Here is a 15,344-nt window from a genome sequence, read left to right on the forward strand (position 1 = left end):
GATGTTACTCGCTTGGGACTGTCGGAACAGGTTCATCTGCAACGGGGATCGGTGCCGCAGAGCCGCCGAAGACGGCGTAAAGAACGCTAAGCAAGATGACAGCGCCGACAAGCATAAAGCCAAGCCCGCCCATGCCGGACCCTTCTTTGATCGGGACACGGTGCGTGCGGTCAGGCGCCGGTTTGGAAAAATCGTAGTCAGCCATTTCAAGTCCTCCTGTTTGGGAGAGGACAGCATGGCGGGATTTTGGAAGCTTGGAATATGAGCGGAAAACGCCGGAACGTTTGGGCGAGAGGTGGCCGGAAGCGCTGCCTTGAATGGGCCAAAGTCTGCCACTACCTTTATAGGATGACAGCAAATCAAATCATGATCCCGCTTGCTGGCCTTTTTTTGGTCGCTTGGTTTTTCTATCTTTTTGTAAGATCCCGCCAGCTTGCTCGACGAAAGGCTCTGAACGCCCAGCGCGAGCACCGCGCCAATGCGCCTGATACTGGGCACGATCGCGCTGCGATTGTTCGCAGCATCATGGAAGGTTATGCAGGGAGCGACAGGTAAGCTTTGATTCACACGATGATACTGCTTTGTATTGTTACGGTAATGGCGATACTCATAATTTTGATTTGCAACTGGCAATCTCACGAGGTCGCGTTTCCAAACGACCGCTTCAAAGGCTGCGCACTTATTCGGTTCGTTAAGTATGTTGTTACGAGACTCGCAACCTTGGTTATGCATCTTTTCTATTAACTGCCCACAAGTACGGCCCATCAGTGCGCCACCCCCGCCGCCACTGACTCGTCGATAAACTTCCCTTCCCTGAACCGGAACATGGAAAACTCATCCGTCAGCGGTGACGCGCCTTTGGCCATCAGTTCGGCCATTGCGAAGCCTGACCCCGGAATAGCTTTGAACCCGCCGGTTCCCCAGCCACAATTAACAAACACACCCTCAACAGGTGTTTTGGACAGGATCGGAGAGCGGTCCCCAGTCACATCTACGATCCCGCCCCACTGGCGCAGCATCTTTAGGCGGCTCAGGATCGGGAAGGTTTCGTTCAGCGCGCGCACGGTTTCCTCGACGTGGTGGAATGATCCGCGTTGGGTGTAGTTGTTAAACCCGTCGGTGCCGCCGCCGATCACCATCTCGCCCTTATCAGACTGGGACAGATAGCCGTGCACTGTGTTCGCCATCACAACGATGTCCATGCAAGGTTTAATCGGTTCTGACACAAGCGCCTGCAACGCGACGCTTTCCATTGGCAAACGGAACCCAGCCATTTCAGCCAGATGGGACGCATGACCAGCTACGACCATACCAAGCTTATCGCAATCAATCGCGCCCTTAGTGGTATCGACACCAACGACCTTGCCGCCCTCGGATCGTACGCCCGTGACCTCACACTGCTGGATGATGTCCATGCCCATGTCGCTACACGCCCGCGCATAGCCCCATGCCACAGCATCGTGACGCGCCGTGCCGCCGCGCGCCTGCCACAGGCCACCTAAGACAGGATAACGTGGCCCTTCGATATTCATGATCGGGCAGAGTTCTTTGACCCGCTTTGGAGTGATCCATTCGGTGGTCACACCTTGCAACGCATTGGCGTGGGCCGTGCGTTGATAGCCGCGGACCTCGTGGTGGGTTTGGGCCAGCATGATTACGCCACGCGGGCTGAACATGACGTTGTAGTTCAAATCCTGCGACATGGTTTCATAAAGGCTGCGGGACTTCTCATAGATCGCAGCAGACGGGTCTTGCAGGTAGTTTGACCGAATAATGGTCGTGTTGCGGCCCGTGTTGCCGCCGCCAAGCCACCCTTTTTCTATGATCGCCACATTGGTGATGCCGTAATGTTTGCCAAGGTGCCACGCAGTCGCCAGCCCGTGGCCGCCTGCGCCAACGATAATTACATCGTATTTCTTTTTTGGTGTCGGGTTGCGCCAATGACGTTCCCAGCCGCTGTGATAGCGTGCGGCCTCTCGTGCGATGGCAAAAGCTGAAAAACGGCGCATGGCTGATCCCCGATCCCTTAGGTGCTGACTTTGGTTTTGGGCCTTTTGTCGAAAAATAGGATACTCAGCGCGGCATTTAAACGCGTTTTTCCGACACGCGGCGCAAACGTCGCATCTAAAGATGCAGTTGGTGCTTTTGCGGCGGCGAATTAATCATTACATCGGTGCTATGACAGGTGAATGGATCATTTTCGGGCTAATCTGTGCAGCACTACTGGCGCTCGCTGTTTTGGCAATGTTTGGACCTATGTGGCGCACGCGTCTTAAGGATGCAGAGGGCAAGGTTGATACGGATATCGATATCTACCGCGACCAACTGCGCGAAGTGGATCGTGACTTGGAACGTGGTGTCCTAGACGAGGCTGAAGCCGCCCGTACCCGCACGGAAATTTCCCGCCGCCTTTTGGCTGCAGACGCTGGCGCGCGAAGCGAAGCACAAGATGCGCCGCGCACCGCCAGTCGCACTGTTGCCGCTGTGTTGAGCATCGGGTTGATTGGTGCTGCCGCGGGCCTTTACTTCTCGCTTGGGGCCTTTGGGTATGGCGACGTGCCCCGCGCTGTGCGTCTGGCCGCATCAGAAGAACGCCGCGCTGAACGCCCTCTTCAGCTTGAGGCGGAAGCCGCAAACCCGATACTGGACGCTATCACACAGGCCGAGCCGGAAACCGCTGAAATCCTACAAGCGCTGCGCGGTGCCACTTTTGAGCGCCCCGACGACATCCAAGGCTGGGCCTATCTTGCACAGGTCGAAGCGAGCATTGGCAACATGCAACGCGCCGCCCGCGCTCAAGAACGCACCATTTCAATGTTGGGCGACACCGCCACAAACGAAGATTACGTCCGCCTACTGGATTTCCTTGTCATCGGAACGCGTGGCTATGTCTCTCCGGAGGCGGAAACGATTGCGCTGACAATCCTACGCCGCGACCCGACCAACCTGCCCGCGCTTTATTACGCCGGCCTGATGTATGCCCAAAACGACCGGCCAGATCGCGCCTTTGATCTGTGGCGCCGAGTGGTTGAAGGTGGGGATCAATCCATCTTTCATTGGCGCCTTGCCGCCAGCCAGATTGAAGATGTCGCCGCGCAATTGGCGATTGATTATGCGCTACCCGATCAGCGCGGCCCGTCGGCTGAAGACCTTGAAGCCGCCGAAGATATGGCCCCTGAAGATCGTCAAGCGATGATCCAAGGTATGGTCAGCCAGTTGGCCGATCGTCTTGCGACCGAAGGCGGCCCACCCCAAGATTGGGCCCGGTTGATTTCGTCTCTCATGGTGTTGGGTGAAGAAGATACCGCTCGCACGATCTTGGCAGAAGCCGAACTCGCGTTTGGCGGGGATGTGCAGGCCGTGGGCATCGTGCGCGCCGCCGCGAGAGAAGCAGGCCTGATCGAATGATTTTTGAAGACCCCATTGATTTCGCCGCCGCCCTGCCCAGCTATGCGCCCCTTACTGGGCTGGACCTTGGCACCAAGACAATTGGTGTTGCCGTGTCTGATGCCGGACACATGATCGCAACGCCATTGGAGACGATCAAGCGCAGTAAGTTTCAGGCGGATGCAGCGGCATTGCTGAAAATCATTGAGCATCGCCAAATTGCGGGCATCGTTCTTGGCCTGCCGCGCAATATGGATGGCTCTGAAGGGCCGCGCGCGCAATCCACACGCGCCTTTGCCCGAAATTTGACGGGGCTAACAGATCTGCCGATCACCTATTGGGATGAACGTCTGTCCACGGTTATGGCTGAACGCGCCCTGCTTGAGGCGGATACCTCACGCAAACGCCGCGCCGAAGTGATCGATCACGTCGCGGCTGGCGTGATACTTCAGGGGCTTCTGGACCGCCTACGAAACCTCAAGACCGCATCATGAGCGACGATCCCAACACCGACCACATCTGGCAGCGCGACGAAATCGAAAGCCCCTGCATCAAAATCTGCGTTGTGGAACCCACGTCGAGGCTGTGCACAGGCTGCCTGCGCAGCATTGAAGAAATCGGTGCATGGTCAAGCCTATCTGGCGATGCACGCAAGGCTGTGATGGACGACCTGCCCAATCGCACGAAACTGATCACCAAACGCCGTGGCGGTCGTGCAGCTCGGTGGAAACGTTAGCCGATCAGCACTTTGCGCAGCATGTTCAGCGCAACCAAAATCAGAAAAATACCGAACACCCGCTTAAGAGGCTTTGGGTCCATCTTATGTGCCAGTGCCGCGCCCCAAGGCGCGGTTATCAACGTCATGCAAACAACGACAGCAAAGGCCCCAAAATTGACGGCCCCGACCGTCAGCGGAGGTGCGACATCAATATCGGCAAACAAGAACCCGATAACGGCAGGCAGCGCAATGATCACGCCATAGCCGCTTGCAGTTGCGACAGCGCGGTGAATGGGCACGCCAAAAAGCGTCATTGTAGGAACCCCAAACGATCCCCCACCGATACCCATCAACACCGACAAAAAGCCGATCGCCGGCGATCCGATAATGCGGAAAAGCCCGCGCGGCATCTCATCGCCCAGACGCCATTCCGATTTTCCAAAGGCCATGTAGATACCGATGCAAATCCCAAGCCCGCCAAACAGGGCTTGCAACACGACAGACCGCAGTTGCGTTGCAACCATCACACCGATGATCGCACCGATGACAATTCCGACACCCCACCCTCGCAAAATATCCCATTCAACCGCACCCTTTTTACTGTGCGAGTTCAATGATCTAAGAGACGTAACAATAATAGTCGCAAGGGAGGTCGCCAAGCAGATCTGCATCAGTTGTGGGCTGTCATAGCCCAGCGCGCTGAAGGCATAAAAAAACGCAGGCACAAGAACGATGCCACCACCAACACCAAGCAACCCAGCCAATACGCCAGCAAAAGCCCCGATCACCATGAGCAACCCGATGAGGGGTAAAAGGACAGACATTTCAGGCATTGTAGGCTCCGGTTTAGGTGTGCGTTAGCTTTGCCCTGAAAACAGCGGCGCGACAACCATTAGGCTGCGGCTTGTTCCATAGCAGCCAATGCATCTTCGACAACGCTCCATCCTGCTCCGGCACGGTAGGCGTGTTCTGACAGGTGGCGCCGCCATTGCCGCGATCCGGGCTGTCCGGCAAACAGGCCCAGCATATGGCGCGTGACATGGGCCAGCTTACCGCCGCCCTTGGATTGATCTGCGACATGGGCTTCGATGTAGTCGCGCATTTGCAGCACAACATCCACGGGGTCCGGGCCCATGGCCTCACCCCAGATTTCGGCATCCGCCGCGCGCAAGATGTCTGTCGGGTTGTGATAGGCCGCACGGCCAATCATCACGCCATCCAACCCGCCGTCCAAAAGGGTCTTTGCGTGTTCCAAGCTCGCGATACCGCCGTTGATTGAGATGTGCAGATGCGGAAACAGCTGCTTCATCTCAAACACCAGATCATAATCCAGTGGCGGAATGTCCCTGTTTTCTTTTGGTGAGAGCCCCTGCAACCACGCCTTGCGGGCATGGATCGTGACGCGTTCTACACCCGCCGCTACAATCTGCGCCAAGAATTCAGGTAGAACTTCTGCGGGATCTTGATCATCCACACCAATCCGGCATTTCACAGTCACTTCTGCGGGTTGGGCCGCAATCATGGCACGGCAGCAGTCGGCGACCAATGCGGGTTGCGTCATCAAAATCGCCCCAAACGCCCCCGATTGCACACGATCAGACGGGCAGCCGCAGTTCAGATTGATCTCTGGGTAACCCTCTTCGGCGCCCATCACAGCGGCCTTGGCCAATTCAACCGGATCAGATCCGCCCAGTTGCAATGCAACGGGCTGTTCGCTCGGGTCAAATCGCAACAAATGCCGCGCATCACCACGGACCAACGCAGGCGAAGTGACCATCTCCGTATATAGCAACGCACGCTTGGACAGCAGGCGGTGCAGATACCGGCAATGACGATCTGTCCAGTCCATCATGGGTGCAACGCTCAAACGGGCGGCCGAGTGCAAAAGATGTGGGTTCGAATAGGTCATGGGCGGGCATATAGGGCGTGAAGCCCCTGCTGTCATCCCTTGACGCGCCTTATGCGCGAGGCCACCAATGACGAATGACACATTCATTGCTGACCCAAACCCAGATCGACGCTTACCAACGGGACGGCGTTGTGCTGATCAAAGGCTTGTTTGCCGATCACGTAGATACATTGCGTACAGGCGTTGATCGCAACATGGCCGAGCCCGGCCCCTACGCCGCAGAGAACCTGCATGATCACGAAAAGGGTCGCTTTTTCGATGATTACTGCAATTGGCAGCGTATCCCCGAATTTGAAGACGTCATTCGCAACAGCCCCGCCGCTCAGGTCGCGGCTGACCTCATGCAAAGCCAGACCGTTCAACTGTTTCATGACCACGTGCTGGTCAAGGAACCGGGAACGAGCAAGGCAACCCCTTGGCACACCGATGGGCCCTACTATTTTGTCGAAGGCAAGCAGACTGTCAGCTTCTGGTCCCCCCTTGATCCGGTAACCGATGCATCGCTACGTTGTGTAGCGGGATCGCACCTTTGGCCTAAGCCTGTACTGCCGACACGCTGGCTCGCCGAAACCGCGTTCTTCCCGAATGAGGAAGACTATATGCCCGTGCCGGACCCAGACGCCGAAGGTATGGATATCCGTGAATGGACCATGGAACCCGGCGATGCAGTGGCGTTCAACTACCACATCCTGCACGGCGCACGCGGCAATGAAACCACCAGCCGCAGGCGTGCGTTCTCGCTGCGCTTGCTTGGCGATGATGCCCGTTTCACCGAACGTCCCGGTCCGACTTCACCACCCTTTCCGGGGCATGACATGGTACAAGGACAGCGATTAAGGGACGATTGGTTTCCGGTGATCTATAACCGTTGAACGGCTCTAAACATCGTTGGCGCCGCAAACATCTGCTTCGAGCCCAAAGTACTTAATCCTGCAGCTTAGCCGGTAGTCGGATTTTCTACTGGTTCTTGTCTCTTGCCCCGCAAGCGGCTCATTGTGACAGGCGTGACGCCCAAAAAGGAGGCGATCAGACTATGGGAAAAGGTGCTTTCATAGCTTGGGAACTCTTGGCGAAACCAGACAAGCCGTTCGGCCCCGCTAAGTGCGGCTAGGCACCACTCTCGATCGGCCTTCCGGCTCAAGGCTTCGCGCAGAATACCATTGGCCCAATTTCGGACCGGTTCAGACGAAACCATCCAATTTGTAAGCTCATCACTGTCAATTCGTGCCAGCAAAGCGTCCGTCGTTGCAACCATGGATACGAGTGATAACCCGTCGCGCGTTCTTGCTATATTTGGTGTGACGACACATGGCCCCACAAATAATCCGACGCAGACTTCCTTGCCGCCTTGGTCACAAATGCTACTCACCAGCCGCCCTGACAACAAAATGAATTCACCAGTTTCGGAGTCTTCTTGCCTGGTCAGATGCGCGCCTTTGTTCAAACGAACTCGTTCCCAATCAGATGAGAACTCGTCAGCGCAAACCCCGCCCGAGAGGTCGGGCGACTGCAAAAGAAACGTCCGTAAATCCATATTGGCGTCCCTTATCAAATGATAATGCAGGCGAATTCGTTTGCGGGCACGTATGGCACAATTCAAGGAGTTTACAAAATGACGAACGGAAGACTGTCAAAGCACGCCGGATCGATTGCGGTTAGCTCGGGAATGATAGCCGCATCACTGTATATGCTAATGATGACTGTTACGCTCGCCCATATCCAAGCGGTTTCGGGGCAAGTACCATTCGACATGCGTCCGACTGGCTATGGCCCCACGGAGGCCACTGCTCTCCTTGAAGCCTTGGGCGCGGAAGGACGCGAGTACTATCTTAATCGCCAGATCACTTTGGATACCCTTTATCCTGGGATGCTCGCGTTAACACTAAGTGCCACAATCCTCTGGTTTGGACGACGCCTGCCAAACAGACGGCTGATCCACATTGGAGTTGCACTTTCGATCGGTAGCGCTTTGCTCGACTATACCGAGAACCTTGGCATTGCAGCCATGATTTGGAGCTGGCCAGAGGTCTCTGTTCTTCTGGTGTTTGCTGTTAGTACGTTCACAATTCTAAAGTCCGTGGCAACAACGTTGACTGTGGCTCTCGTTTTTCTGGTGGGTTTTAAATGGATGCGGCGATCCATAGCAGACCTTCGTTCATAGTCGGATTGCGGCAGCAAAGCCCACACAGGGGACGTTAGCCGCGGGTCCCTATAGATCCACAGCCTGCCCCGTTTTCGCGCTTTCTTGGGCCGCGATCCCCATGGCCACTGCTTTGGCGCCATCACTGACCGTCACCTCGACAGCACCCTGCCCGCGCACAACGGCGTTGAACCTTTGATGCTGGTAGAACGTCGACCCATTATGATCGCCTGCTTCCAAAAGCGTTGGATCAACGGGTATTTCAACCAAGGTCGGTCCTTTGGGCGCGCGCGGGCTGACAATCAATTGCGGGATCGGCGCAGGGCCAAGATCGGTGGGCCAGAACCGTCCTGGTCCAGGAACGCGGCATTCGATCTTACCCTTGGGTCCAACGGCGCTGATTTCTTCTTGGTACTGTGCCCCTTCGGCGAACATGCAAAGCTCAAGCATCGCGCGGCTGCCATTATCGAAATCTACAATCACATAGCCGTTGTCCCAAATGTCAGGCACCCGTCCATCATAGGTCTCGTCTTTGTGGTTCAGTGTCTGCCCCGCACTGGCCATGACCCGCACAGGTTCTGCCTTCAGGATCAGGCGCATCAGGTCAAAGAAGTGGCAACATTTTTCAACCAAAGTGCCGCCGGTGTTTTCGTTGAAACGGTTCCAGTCGCCAATCTTGGGCAGAAACGGGAAGCGATGTTCGCGGATCGTGAGCATCGCGATCCCGCCTGTCGCGGCTTCGGCTTGTTCAATCAGCGCCGCAACAGGTGGCATGTAGCGGTATTCCATCGCGATCCAAACGGGATGGGGATACTCCTCAAAAAGAGAGATGAGCTCTGCCTTGTCTGATGGATCAGTATAGAGGGGCTTTTCACACAGGATGGGCAATGGGCGCGTTGCAACGATCTGACGCAACTGATCGGCGTGAATGTAGTTCGGGCTAACAATCACAACGGCGTCCAAATCCGCGTGCGACAGAAGATCCTCTAGGGTTTCCGCCACATGGGCCGGCGCAGTATTGCCGCCCTTACCGGCCAGTTCCGCGGCGGCTTCGGCCAGTTCGCGTACAGGATCAAAAACAACCGACACACGGCCGTGGGGCAGCAATGCGATGTTTTGGATGTGCTCGTGGGCCATCATACCGCAGCCAATAATTCCGTAGTTCACCATGTCCATCGAGGTCAGTTCTTTCCTAGTCTTGAGACGTAATTGATTTCGCTTGGATCAAACCAAGTTCGAGAAAACTCCACGATCCGCCCGGCGTGATTGCGGCCGATCCGTTCGATATATCCGGCCATCTCTCCGGCGGACAGCCCGAACCGTGGGTCAACCCAATCCGGTGTCGCATCGACGTTGATATGATCTTGCGCGCTGGTGATAACGACCCCCAGAACGCTTGAATAGTAGTGATATAGGCTTTCTGAGACGGCGCTTTCATCCACGTGATCCGTCACCGCACCATCCAGCCAGATTTCTTCCATCGCGGCAGGTACGCCATCCATGAACCGCAATCGGCGAAACCTGAACCCGTTAGGATCTTGGAAGCTCGCCTCGCTTGGCGCTGCCATATGATCGATCGACAAAACTTCAGCCGTTGGCAAACCACCGCCTTGTTTTCGTTCGATCCGCAAAAAACGATAGATCGCCGGTACATCGCCACGTGCCCGCACATAATTGCCAGACCCCTGCACTCGTTCCAGAAGCTTCTTCTCCTCCAAAACCTCCAAGGCATGGCGCAGGGTTCCCACTGCGATGCCCAAGCTGTCGGCCATCTCTCTTTCTGGTGGCAAGCGTGCGCCATCAGCCAAACGACCAGCCGCGATATCACGCACAAGCATCTCGGATATCTGCACGTATTTGGGCAACGCTGAGGGGCGCTCACTGTCTGTCATGTTCGCCTCCCTTGTACAGCGACGTCAAATTGATACAGGATTGATACACAGCATATTGAGTGCTACGCAAGACCCCAGACCATATCTCACGAGGAGGGAATCATGACAGTCGTACCTGTAACATCCGCCGACCTAGCTGCATCCGAGGTTAGCTGGTTTTCCGCTTTGTGTTCAGATGATTACGCCTACCTTGGAGTACCTGACGGCGCGTTGCGTTCGTCATGGGAGCATTGCCGCGACATCGTTCTTGAGGCCGAAAAGCAAGGCTTTCGAAATGTGTTGGCCCCATCCAGCTATCAAGTTGGTCAGGACACGCTAAGTTTCGTCGCTGGCATGGCGCCCCTAACCGAAAAGATAAACATGCTTGCAGCGATCCGCTGTGGTGAAATGCAGCCGATCATGTTGGCCCGCACAGTCGCCACCCTTGATCATATGATGAAGGGCCGCCTGACGCTCAACGTGATTTCATCGGATTTCCCCGGCGAAGTGGCCGAAAGCGGCTTTCGCTATCAGCGTTCACGCGAGGTCGTGCAAATCCTCAAACAGGCATGGACGCAGGACGAGATTAATCACGATGGCGAAGTCTACCAGTTCAAAGGCGTGCCAACAGCCCCAGCAACGCCGTATCAAACCGGCGGTCCATTACTGTACTTCGGCGGCTACTCCCCCGCCGCGCTTGAGCTGTGTGGTGAACATTGCGACGTCTATCTGATGTGGCCGGAACCGGAAGAAAACCTCGCGCAGCGGATGAGAGACGTGAACGCGGTTGCCGAACGCTACAACCGCACCTTGGATTACGGGCTGCGCGTCCACATGATCGTGCGCGACACAGAGGCCGAGGCCCGCGAGTACGCCGACCATCTGGTCAGCAAGCTGGATGATGAATACGGCAAACTGATCCGCGATCGCGCCCATGATAGTATTTCCTTGGGCGTCTCGCACCAAGCTAAAGCACGGGAACTGGCTGATAAATTCGGCTACGTTGAACCGAACCTTTGGACGGGTGTTGGGCGTGCACGATCTGGCTGTGGTGCGGCATTGGTTGGGTCCGCCGACCAAGTGCTGTCCAAAATTGAAAACTACCGCAAGATGGGCATCCGTTCGTTCATCTTTTCGGGCTACCCGCACATCGATGAGGCCAAGTACTTCGGTAAACTTGTCATGCCAGAGCTTGAAACCTGCTCTCTTCCTCATGCATATGGCCGCGTGCCAAGTGACATCCCTGCAACCCCTCTCGGAAATGGACCTCGCATCTAATGGAACGTGTTAACCTAACAAACGACCTCTCACTTTCTCGTATGGTTTACGGTATGTGGCGGCTTGGCGATGTGGACGACACATCCCCCAAAACCGTTCAAGCCAAGATCGAAGCCTGCCTTGAACAAGGCATCACCACGATGGACCAAGCCGACATCTACGGCGGCTACATGGCCGAAGAAATCATGGGCGCTGGCCTGACCCAATCCATCAAAGACCAGATCGAAGTTGTCACCAAATGCGACATCCTGATCCCAGCGGGTCGTTATGAAAACGTGCCAGGAAAATATTATGACACCAGCCGCGAACATATCCTCGCGTCTGTTGACCATTCTTTGCGGCTCATGGGGATCGATAAGATCGATGTATTGTTGATCCACCGCCCTGATCCGCTGATGGATCACCATGAAACAGGTGCGGCACTGGATGAGGTCGTTGCATCGGGCAAAGTGCGCGCGGTTGGGGTTTCCAACTTCAAACTGCACGACTGGACGCTTTTGCAATCCGCTATGAAGACACAGCTGGTCACCAACCAGATCGAAGTGTCTTTGTCGGCGCATGACGCTATGACCAATGGTGACCTCGCATTTCTGCAAGAACGGGGCATCGCACCGATGGCATGGTCCCCGCTTGGCGGCGGTGCATTGATGACTGAGGACAATGCCCTTGGCCGTGTGATGGATGAAGTTGCTGGCGAAAATGGCGTGGATCGCGCGGCCGTTGCTGTTGCTTGGTTGCTTGCACACCCTTCCAAAATCCTACCTGTCATGGGAACAAATAACCTAAGTCGTATCAAAGGCTTCTCTGATGCTTTTAAAGTAGACATGAGCCGCACCACTTGGTTCAAACTCTACGAAGCAGCACTCGGTCATGAGGTTGCATAGATGACCCCGTTCGATCCTGTTCAAGATCAGCGTGCGTTTCGCACGGCGTTGGGCGCCTATGCGACGGGGGTGACTGTTGTAACGGTGCCGTCAGCGGACGGCCCGATCGGCATTACAGCCAATAGCTTTGCTTCGGTCTCCCTCGACCCGCCATTGGTACTGTGGTCCCCTGCCAAGGCGTCCAAGCGGTTCAACTATTTTTCGGGCGCGCCGCATTTCGCGATCCATGTGTTGGACAGCCATCAACAGGAATGCTGCAACGGCTTCACCAAGGATCGAACCGCGTTCTCAAAATTGGACTGGGAAACCGGAGACCACGACGTGCCCTTGATCAACGGTTGTTTGGCGCGTTTCGAATGCACATTGGACGCAGAGCATGACGCGGGCGATCATACAATCCTGATTGGCCGTGTCACACGTGCGCAATCCCGTGACGGGTTGCCACTGCTGTTTCAGGCAGGTCGGTTTGTGTCCCTAAAGGGTTAGCAAAACGGGCACCTTTTGCGGGTGCCCGCCCCATACAAGATCATTCAACTGAACACGGATTGCGCATCCATGCCGCTTGCTCCTTACAAAGCAGCCCCCGATTACAGACCACTGCTTAGCAAGAGCTTAAGCGAAAACATTGGAAGTAGATAACGGGTACACCCCACTCCTTGACGCCATCCAACCTTATTTTTTTGGTGTTTTCCGGTAGAACCGCGCATTTGCCTGAACAAACTCTTCAAGTATTTTGCCGAGTCCACCCAACTGGCGGCCCTTCAGATATAGATAACCCGAAAACGCACCGATTGCAGCCCCAATGGCGTCCACAATCAAGTCCTGCATCGTGTCGTCGAGTCCGGATTTTTGCATGTTCATCCCAAAGAGTGAGTCCATCGAATATTCAAAAATTTCCCATAAGCCGCCAAGAGACATGCCGACACAAAACGCCAGCGTCGCAAGTGCCCATGCAGGGGCCGCGTAGCGGTCGCCTTCAAACAGCATGAAAATCAACAAAAAGCCCATAGCGCCAAAACTAAGGGCGGACATGAAGTGCAGCACGACATCCCACCACCAAAACTTTTCGTAAAAGTCGCCTACCTCGCCCAAGAACAAGGTCGCAAAGATAAATACGACGATCGAAGCCAATACCGTACGCGGCAAAGATACCCCAAAGAAACGCGCGAACCGACTTGGCAGGAACGTCAGCCCCAAGGTGACAGAGGCCACAAAGATTGCCGCCAAATTTTGCGTCAGGACACCCGTAAAGATTTCCACGCCAAGCACCGCTTGGATCGCCAATACGATATAGTTCGATGTTGTTTTGGGCATGGCACTACATTTCTGTCGTCTGAGCCCTAATATAGATTATATGATGAAAAACGCACCCCTTCGATTGGCCAGCTATAACATCCGTGCGGGGCTCGGCATGGATCTGCGCCGCGACCCTTTGCGGGTTCTGGACGCAATTGCCTCGTTTGATGCAGACATCGTCGCCCTACAAGAGGCCGATTTTCGCACAGGTAAACGGCCAACCGCCCTGCCGCGTGATGCAATCCAAGAACGAACGTCCCTTGTTCCTTTGCCCGTTGCAGAGAATGGAGTGAGTTTGGGTTGGCATGGGATTGCGCTGCTCGCACGACCCAATCTGGTCGCACAACAGATACATCGCTACCCTTTGCCAGGGTTAGAACCACGCGGTGCCGTCGCCGTTGACCTGCCAGACTTACGCATCGTCGGTGTTCACCTTGGACTGCTGCGTCATTCACGCCGTGCACAACTGGATCATATCCGAGAAGAACTGGACGCCCTGCCCGAACGGCCTACTGTGATTTTAGGGGACTTCAACGAATGGTCTCGAAAGGTCGGATTGGGGCGTCTCGCGCGGCGCTATACCATCCTGACACCGGGGCGAACGTTTCCAGCTAGCTTACCGCTCGGCGCATTGGACCGCGTTGCACATTGCTCTCGTCTATCTGTCCGAATGCTTGATATTCCCCAAAAGGCTAAGGGCAGACACGCGTCAGACCACCTCCCGATATTGGCAGAGGTCGAACGAAAGGAAACCGTAACGGCAGGCTAAATGATCGGGCGGCGTTCTTAACATGACGCACGACTAGTTTTGCAGTCCTTTTGCCCCTGACAAACCTGCGCACCGGATGTGGAATACACACTCAATCTCCAAGCCGGTCAATAATCACTTAAGTTGTGAACCCCTATTGGTCGTAGCTAAAGAAGCGTCTCGTGGAGCGGACGTCTGGCGCGGGTTGGCGCAGGGCCAGACGGAACACCAAACCGAATAGCTTGGATAAGGCGTTGGCCTGCGGGGATCCCAAAACGGTCGCAGGTTTCTTGATGGGTTTGCGCACAATCAGACAACGCGGCCATAGGCCAGCCCGCCAAACCAAGCGACGCAGCCTCAAGACACAAACGCATATATGCTCTGCCAGTAATGACGGGATTTTCGACCTCATTACGATGAAATAGCGCTATTATGGGCGATTTCAGAGTCAAATTGGATTCCGATGTCAGCTTCTTGGTTTGACGCAAGAGCGACAGGATCTTCCAGAACTTGATCAGAACAAAAGGCACGGCAAAGGCTTCGGTCTTGGTCATATGCATAGATGCGCGATCCATACCATCCAGCCCAGCCCGCGGGTGCTGGGGATTAAGACGCATCCAGCTGACCAGCTCGCGGCGAAACGCGGCCGCTTGCATTATTTCATGGCTGGCAAAATCGTTTCGTTCAGCAAGCCAAGCGCGCGCTGGCTCATCAAAGACCAGACGCGTGTCGTCACGGGTCCAGCCAAACAATTGAACAGGTTGATCTGCGAAACATGCCCGCCATGTGAACCGGTTCTCGAGCTGATTGTGCAAGCCGTCTACATCGCCCTGCGACAACGTTAAATGCGCCACCGCAACAAGACCTGCCCCATGAGATGTGTCGCCTTCTGTCAGCGTGACATGCGCAGCGATGTGATGCGCCGACAGTGCCAAAACCATCGCTTCGAGCACAGCACCGCAAGACAGCGCCGCATCGCGCCCAGATGGGTCCCCGACCGCAAGTCCTACGTTTGTGTCACAGAACAAGGACAGCACATCACCGTCGCGCACCCAGCGGGCCGGTTGTGTGTTGTGCACGGTTGGCGCAAGGCCAGCTCGCATGACGCATTGT

The 15,344-nt window shown here is 55.6% G+C and carries 18 protein-coding genes; 9 read left to right on the forward strand and 9 right to left on the reverse strand.

Going from position 1 to position 15,344, the window contains the following annotated elements; translation table 11 throughout:
• Positions 1–4: 4 nt before the first annotated feature.
• Entirely contained in the window at positions 5–205 is a 201-nt protein-coding gene (locus tag L0666_RS04255) for a hypothetical protein (protein WP_235259081.1), read from the reverse strand.
• A gap of 559 nt (positions 206–764) precedes the next feature.
• A complete protein-coding gene (locus L0666_RS04260) occupies positions 765–2,009 on the reverse strand; it encodes a sarcosine oxidase subunit beta family protein (RefSeq protein WP_235259082.1) in 1,245 nt (414 codons plus the stop codon).
• Positions 2,010–2,130: 121 nt separating this feature from the next.
• Here L0666_RS04260 and ccmI point away from each other — a divergent pair, with 121 nt between their 5' ends.
• From ccmI to L0666_RS04275, 3 genes are read left to right on the forward strand one after another with little or no spacing between them, the layout of a single operon-like run.
• Complete coding sequence (gene ccmI / locus L0666_RS04265) at positions 2,131–3,408, forward strand: c-type cytochrome biogenesis protein CcmI (RefSeq protein WP_235259083.1); 1,278 nt, start codon at positions 2,131–2,133, stop codon at positions 3,406–3,408.
• Positions 3,405–3,881 (forward strand): Holliday junction resolvase RuvX, encoded by a 477-nt coding sequence (ruvX, locus tag L0666_RS04270; protein ID WP_235259084.1) that lies wholly within the window; start codon positions 3,405–3,407, stop codon positions 3,879–3,881. Before ccmI ends, ruvX begins: the two co-directional genes overlap by 4 nt.
• Complete coding sequence (locus tag L0666_RS04275; RefSeq protein ID WP_235259085.1) at positions 3,878–4,123, forward strand: DUF1289 domain-containing protein; 246 nt, start codon at positions 3,878–3,880, stop codon at positions 4,121–4,123. The genes ruvX and L0666_RS04275 overlap by 4 nt, the downstream gene beginning before the upstream one ends.
• Here L0666_RS04275 and L0666_RS04280 read toward each other — a convergent pair.
• Together L0666_RS04280 and dusA are read right to left on the reverse strand one after the other, a co-directional pair.
• Positions 4,120–4,938, reverse strand: a complete 819-nt coding sequence (locus tag L0666_RS04280; protein WP_235259086.1) for a sulfite exporter TauE/SafE family protein — start codon at positions 4,936–4,938, stop codon at positions 4,120–4,122. The two genes, L0666_RS04275 and L0666_RS04280, sit on opposite strands and share 4 nt — an antisense overlap.
• A gap of 59 nt (positions 4,939–4,997) precedes the next feature.
• The gene (gene dusA / locus L0666_RS04285; protein ID WP_235259087.1) at positions 4,998–6,014 is read right to left on the reverse strand and encodes a tRNA dihydrouridine(20/20a) synthase DusA; all 1,017 of its coding nucleotides are present in this window, start codon (positions 6,012–6,014) and stop codon (positions 4,998–5,000) included.
• A gap of 74 nt (positions 6,015–6,088) precedes the next feature.
• On the opposite strand from dusA, the gene L0666_RS04290 reads away from it, so the two are divergent.
• Complete coding sequence (locus tag L0666_RS04290; RefSeq protein ID WP_235259088.1) at positions 6,089–6,886, forward strand: phytanoyl-CoA dioxygenase family protein; 798 nt, start codon at positions 6,089–6,091, stop codon at positions 6,884–6,886.
• A gap of 65 nt (positions 6,887–6,951) precedes the next feature.
• Here the strand turns inward: L0666_RS04290 and L0666_RS04295 are convergent, their stop codons facing one another.
• Positions 6,952–7,548 (reverse strand): Crp/Fnr family transcriptional regulator, encoded by a 597-nt coding sequence (locus L0666_RS04295; RefSeq protein ID WP_235259089.1) that lies wholly within the window; start codon positions 7,546–7,548, stop codon positions 6,952–6,954.
• A gap of 78 nt (positions 7,549–7,626) precedes the next feature.
• Here L0666_RS04295 and L0666_RS04300 point away from each other — a divergent pair, with 78 nt between their 5' ends.
• Complete coding sequence (locus L0666_RS04300) at positions 7,627–8,175, forward strand: hypothetical protein (protein ID WP_235259090.1); 549 nt, start codon at positions 7,627–7,629, stop codon at positions 8,173–8,175.
• Positions 8,176–8,223: 48 nt separating this feature from the next.
• On the opposite strand, the gene L0666_RS04305 is transcribed toward L0666_RS04300, so the two are convergent.
• Both L0666_RS04305 and L0666_RS04310 read right to left on the reverse strand, forming a co-directional pair.
• A complete protein-coding gene (locus L0666_RS04305) occupies positions 8,224–9,330 on the reverse strand; it encodes a Gfo/Idh/MocA family protein (RefSeq protein WP_235259091.1) in 1,107 nt (368 codons plus the stop codon).
• Positions 9,331–9,335: 5 nt separating this feature from the next.
• Entirely contained in the window at positions 9,336–10,046 is a 711-nt protein-coding gene (locus L0666_RS04310) for a GntR family transcriptional regulator (protein WP_235259092.1), read from the reverse strand.
• A gap of 102 nt (positions 10,047–10,148) precedes the next feature.
• On the opposite strand from L0666_RS04310, the gene L0666_RS04315 reads away from it, so the two are divergent.
• The 3 genes from L0666_RS04315 to L0666_RS04325 are packed head-to-tail and all read left to right on the forward strand — an operon-like array spanning position 10,149 to position 12,673.
• On the forward strand, positions 10,149–11,303 hold the full coding sequence (locus tag L0666_RS04315; RefSeq protein ID WP_235259093.1) for an LLM class flavin-dependent oxidoreductase: 1,155 nt from the start codon (positions 10,149–10,151) through the stop codon (positions 11,301–11,303).
• Positions 11,303–12,187, forward strand: coding sequence for an aldo/keto reductase (locus L0666_RS04320; protein ID WP_235259094.1), 885 nt, complete (start codon positions 11,303–11,305; stop codon positions 12,185–12,187). Before L0666_RS04315 ends, L0666_RS04320 begins: the two co-directional genes overlap by 1 nt.
• Positions 12,188–12,673 (forward strand): flavin reductase family protein, encoded by a 486-nt coding sequence (locus L0666_RS04325; protein WP_235259095.1) that lies wholly within the window; start codon positions 12,188–12,190, stop codon positions 12,671–12,673. It abuts the gene before it with no gap.
• 186 nt (positions 12,674–12,859) lie between these two features.
• Here the strand turns inward: L0666_RS04325 and L0666_RS04330 are convergent, their stop codons facing one another.
• Positions 12,860–13,501 carry a DUF2238 domain-containing protein gene (locus tag L0666_RS04330; protein WP_235259096.1) on the reverse strand — a complete coding sequence of 214 codons (642 nt, stop codon included), beginning with the start codon at positions 13,499–13,501 and terminating at the stop codon, positions 12,860–12,862.
• A gap of 43 nt (positions 13,502–13,544) precedes the next feature.
• On the opposite strand from L0666_RS04330, the gene L0666_RS04335 reads away from it, so the two are divergent.
• Positions 13,545–14,252, forward strand: coding sequence for an endonuclease/exonuclease/phosphatase family protein (locus L0666_RS04335; RefSeq protein WP_235259097.1), 708 nt, complete (start codon positions 13,545–13,547; stop codon positions 14,250–14,252).
• 146 nt (positions 14,253–14,398) lie between these two features.
• On the opposite strand, the gene L0666_RS04340 is transcribed toward L0666_RS04335, so the two are convergent.
• Positions 14,399–15,334: a nitroreductase family protein gene (locus tag L0666_RS04340; RefSeq protein WP_235259098.1), complete on the reverse strand. Its 936-nt coding sequence runs from the start codon at positions 15,332–15,334 to the stop codon at positions 14,399–14,401.
• Positions 15,335–15,344: the final 10 nt, after the last annotated feature.

It is taken from the genome of Octadecabacter algicola (genome assembly GCF_021532625.1).
In the GTDB taxonomy this organism is placed as follows: domain Bacteria; phylum Pseudomonadota; class Alphaproteobacteria; order Rhodobacterales; family Rhodobacteraceae; genus Octadecabacter; species Octadecabacter algicola.

What these genes read in the sequence shown, in the direction of transcription:
- L0666_RS04320 (WP_235259094.1), top strand. Translation starts at nt 11,303, where the DNA reads ATGGAACGTGTTAACCTAACAAACGACCTCTCACTTTCTCGTATGGTT.
- L0666_RS04340 (WP_235259098.1), bottom strand. Translation starts at nt 15,334, where the DNA reads ATGCGAGCTGGCCTTGCGCCAACCGTGCACAACACACAACCGGCCCGC.
- L0666_RS04295 (WP_235259089.1), bottom strand. Translation starts at nt 7,548, where the DNA reads ATGGATTTACGGACGTTTCTTTTGCAGTCGCCCGACCTCTCGGGCGGG.
- ruvX (WP_235259084.1), top strand. Translation starts at nt 3,405, where the DNA reads ATGATTTTTGAAGACCCCATTGATTTCGCCGCCGCCCTGCCCAGCTAT.
- ccmI (WP_235259083.1), top strand. Translation starts at nt 2,131, where the DNA reads ATGCAGTTGGTGCTTTTGCGGCGGCGAATTAATCATTACATCGGTGCT.
- L0666_RS04255 (WP_235259081.1), bottom strand. Translation starts at nt 205, where the DNA reads ATGGCTGACTACGATTTTTCCAAACCGGCGCCTGACCGCACGCACCGT.
- L0666_RS04335 (WP_235259097.1), top strand. Translation starts at nt 13,545, where the DNA reads ATGAAAAACGCACCCCTTCGATTGGCCAGCTATAACATCCGTGCGGGG.
- L0666_RS04300 (WP_235259090.1), top strand. Translation starts at nt 7,627, where the DNA reads ATGACGAACGGAAGACTGTCAAAGCACGCCGGATCGATTGCGGTTAGC.
- L0666_RS04330 (WP_235259096.1), bottom strand. Translation starts at nt 13,501, where the DNA reads ATGCCCAAAACAACATCGAACTATATCGTATTGGCGATCCAAGCGGTG.
- L0666_RS04260 (WP_235259082.1), bottom strand. Translation starts at nt 2,009, where the DNA reads ATGCGCCGTTTTTCAGCTTTTGCCATCGCACGAGAGGCCGCACGCTAT.
- L0666_RS04280 (WP_235259086.1), bottom strand. Translation starts at nt 4,938, where the DNA reads ATGCCTGAAATGTCTGTCCTTTTACCCCTCATCGGGTTGCTCATGGTG.
- L0666_RS04315 (WP_235259093.1), top strand. Translation starts at nt 10,149, where the DNA reads ATGACAGTCGTACCTGTAACATCCGCCGACCTAGCTGCATCCGAGGTT.
- L0666_RS04310 (WP_235259092.1), bottom strand. Translation starts at nt 10,046, where the DNA reads ATGACAGACAGTGAGCGCCCCTCAGCGTTGCCCAAATACGTGCAGATA.
- L0666_RS04325 (WP_235259095.1), top strand. Translation starts at nt 12,188, where the DNA reads ATGACCCCGTTCGATCCTGTTCAAGATCAGCGTGCGTTTCGCACGGCG.
- dusA (WP_235259087.1), bottom strand. Translation starts at nt 6,014, where the DNA reads ATGACCTATTCGAACCCACATCTTTTGCACTCGGCCGCCCGTTTGAGC.
- L0666_RS04290 (WP_235259088.1), top strand. Translation starts at nt 6,089, where the DNA reads ATGACACATTCATTGCTGACCCAAACCCAGATCGACGCTTACCAACGG.
- L0666_RS04275 (WP_235259085.1), top strand. Translation starts at nt 3,878, where the DNA reads ATGAGCGACGATCCCAACACCGACCACATCTGGCAGCGCGACGAAATC.
- L0666_RS04305 (WP_235259091.1), bottom strand. Translation starts at nt 9,330, where the DNA reads ATGGACATGGTGAACTACGGAATTATTGGCTGCGGTATGATGGCCCAC.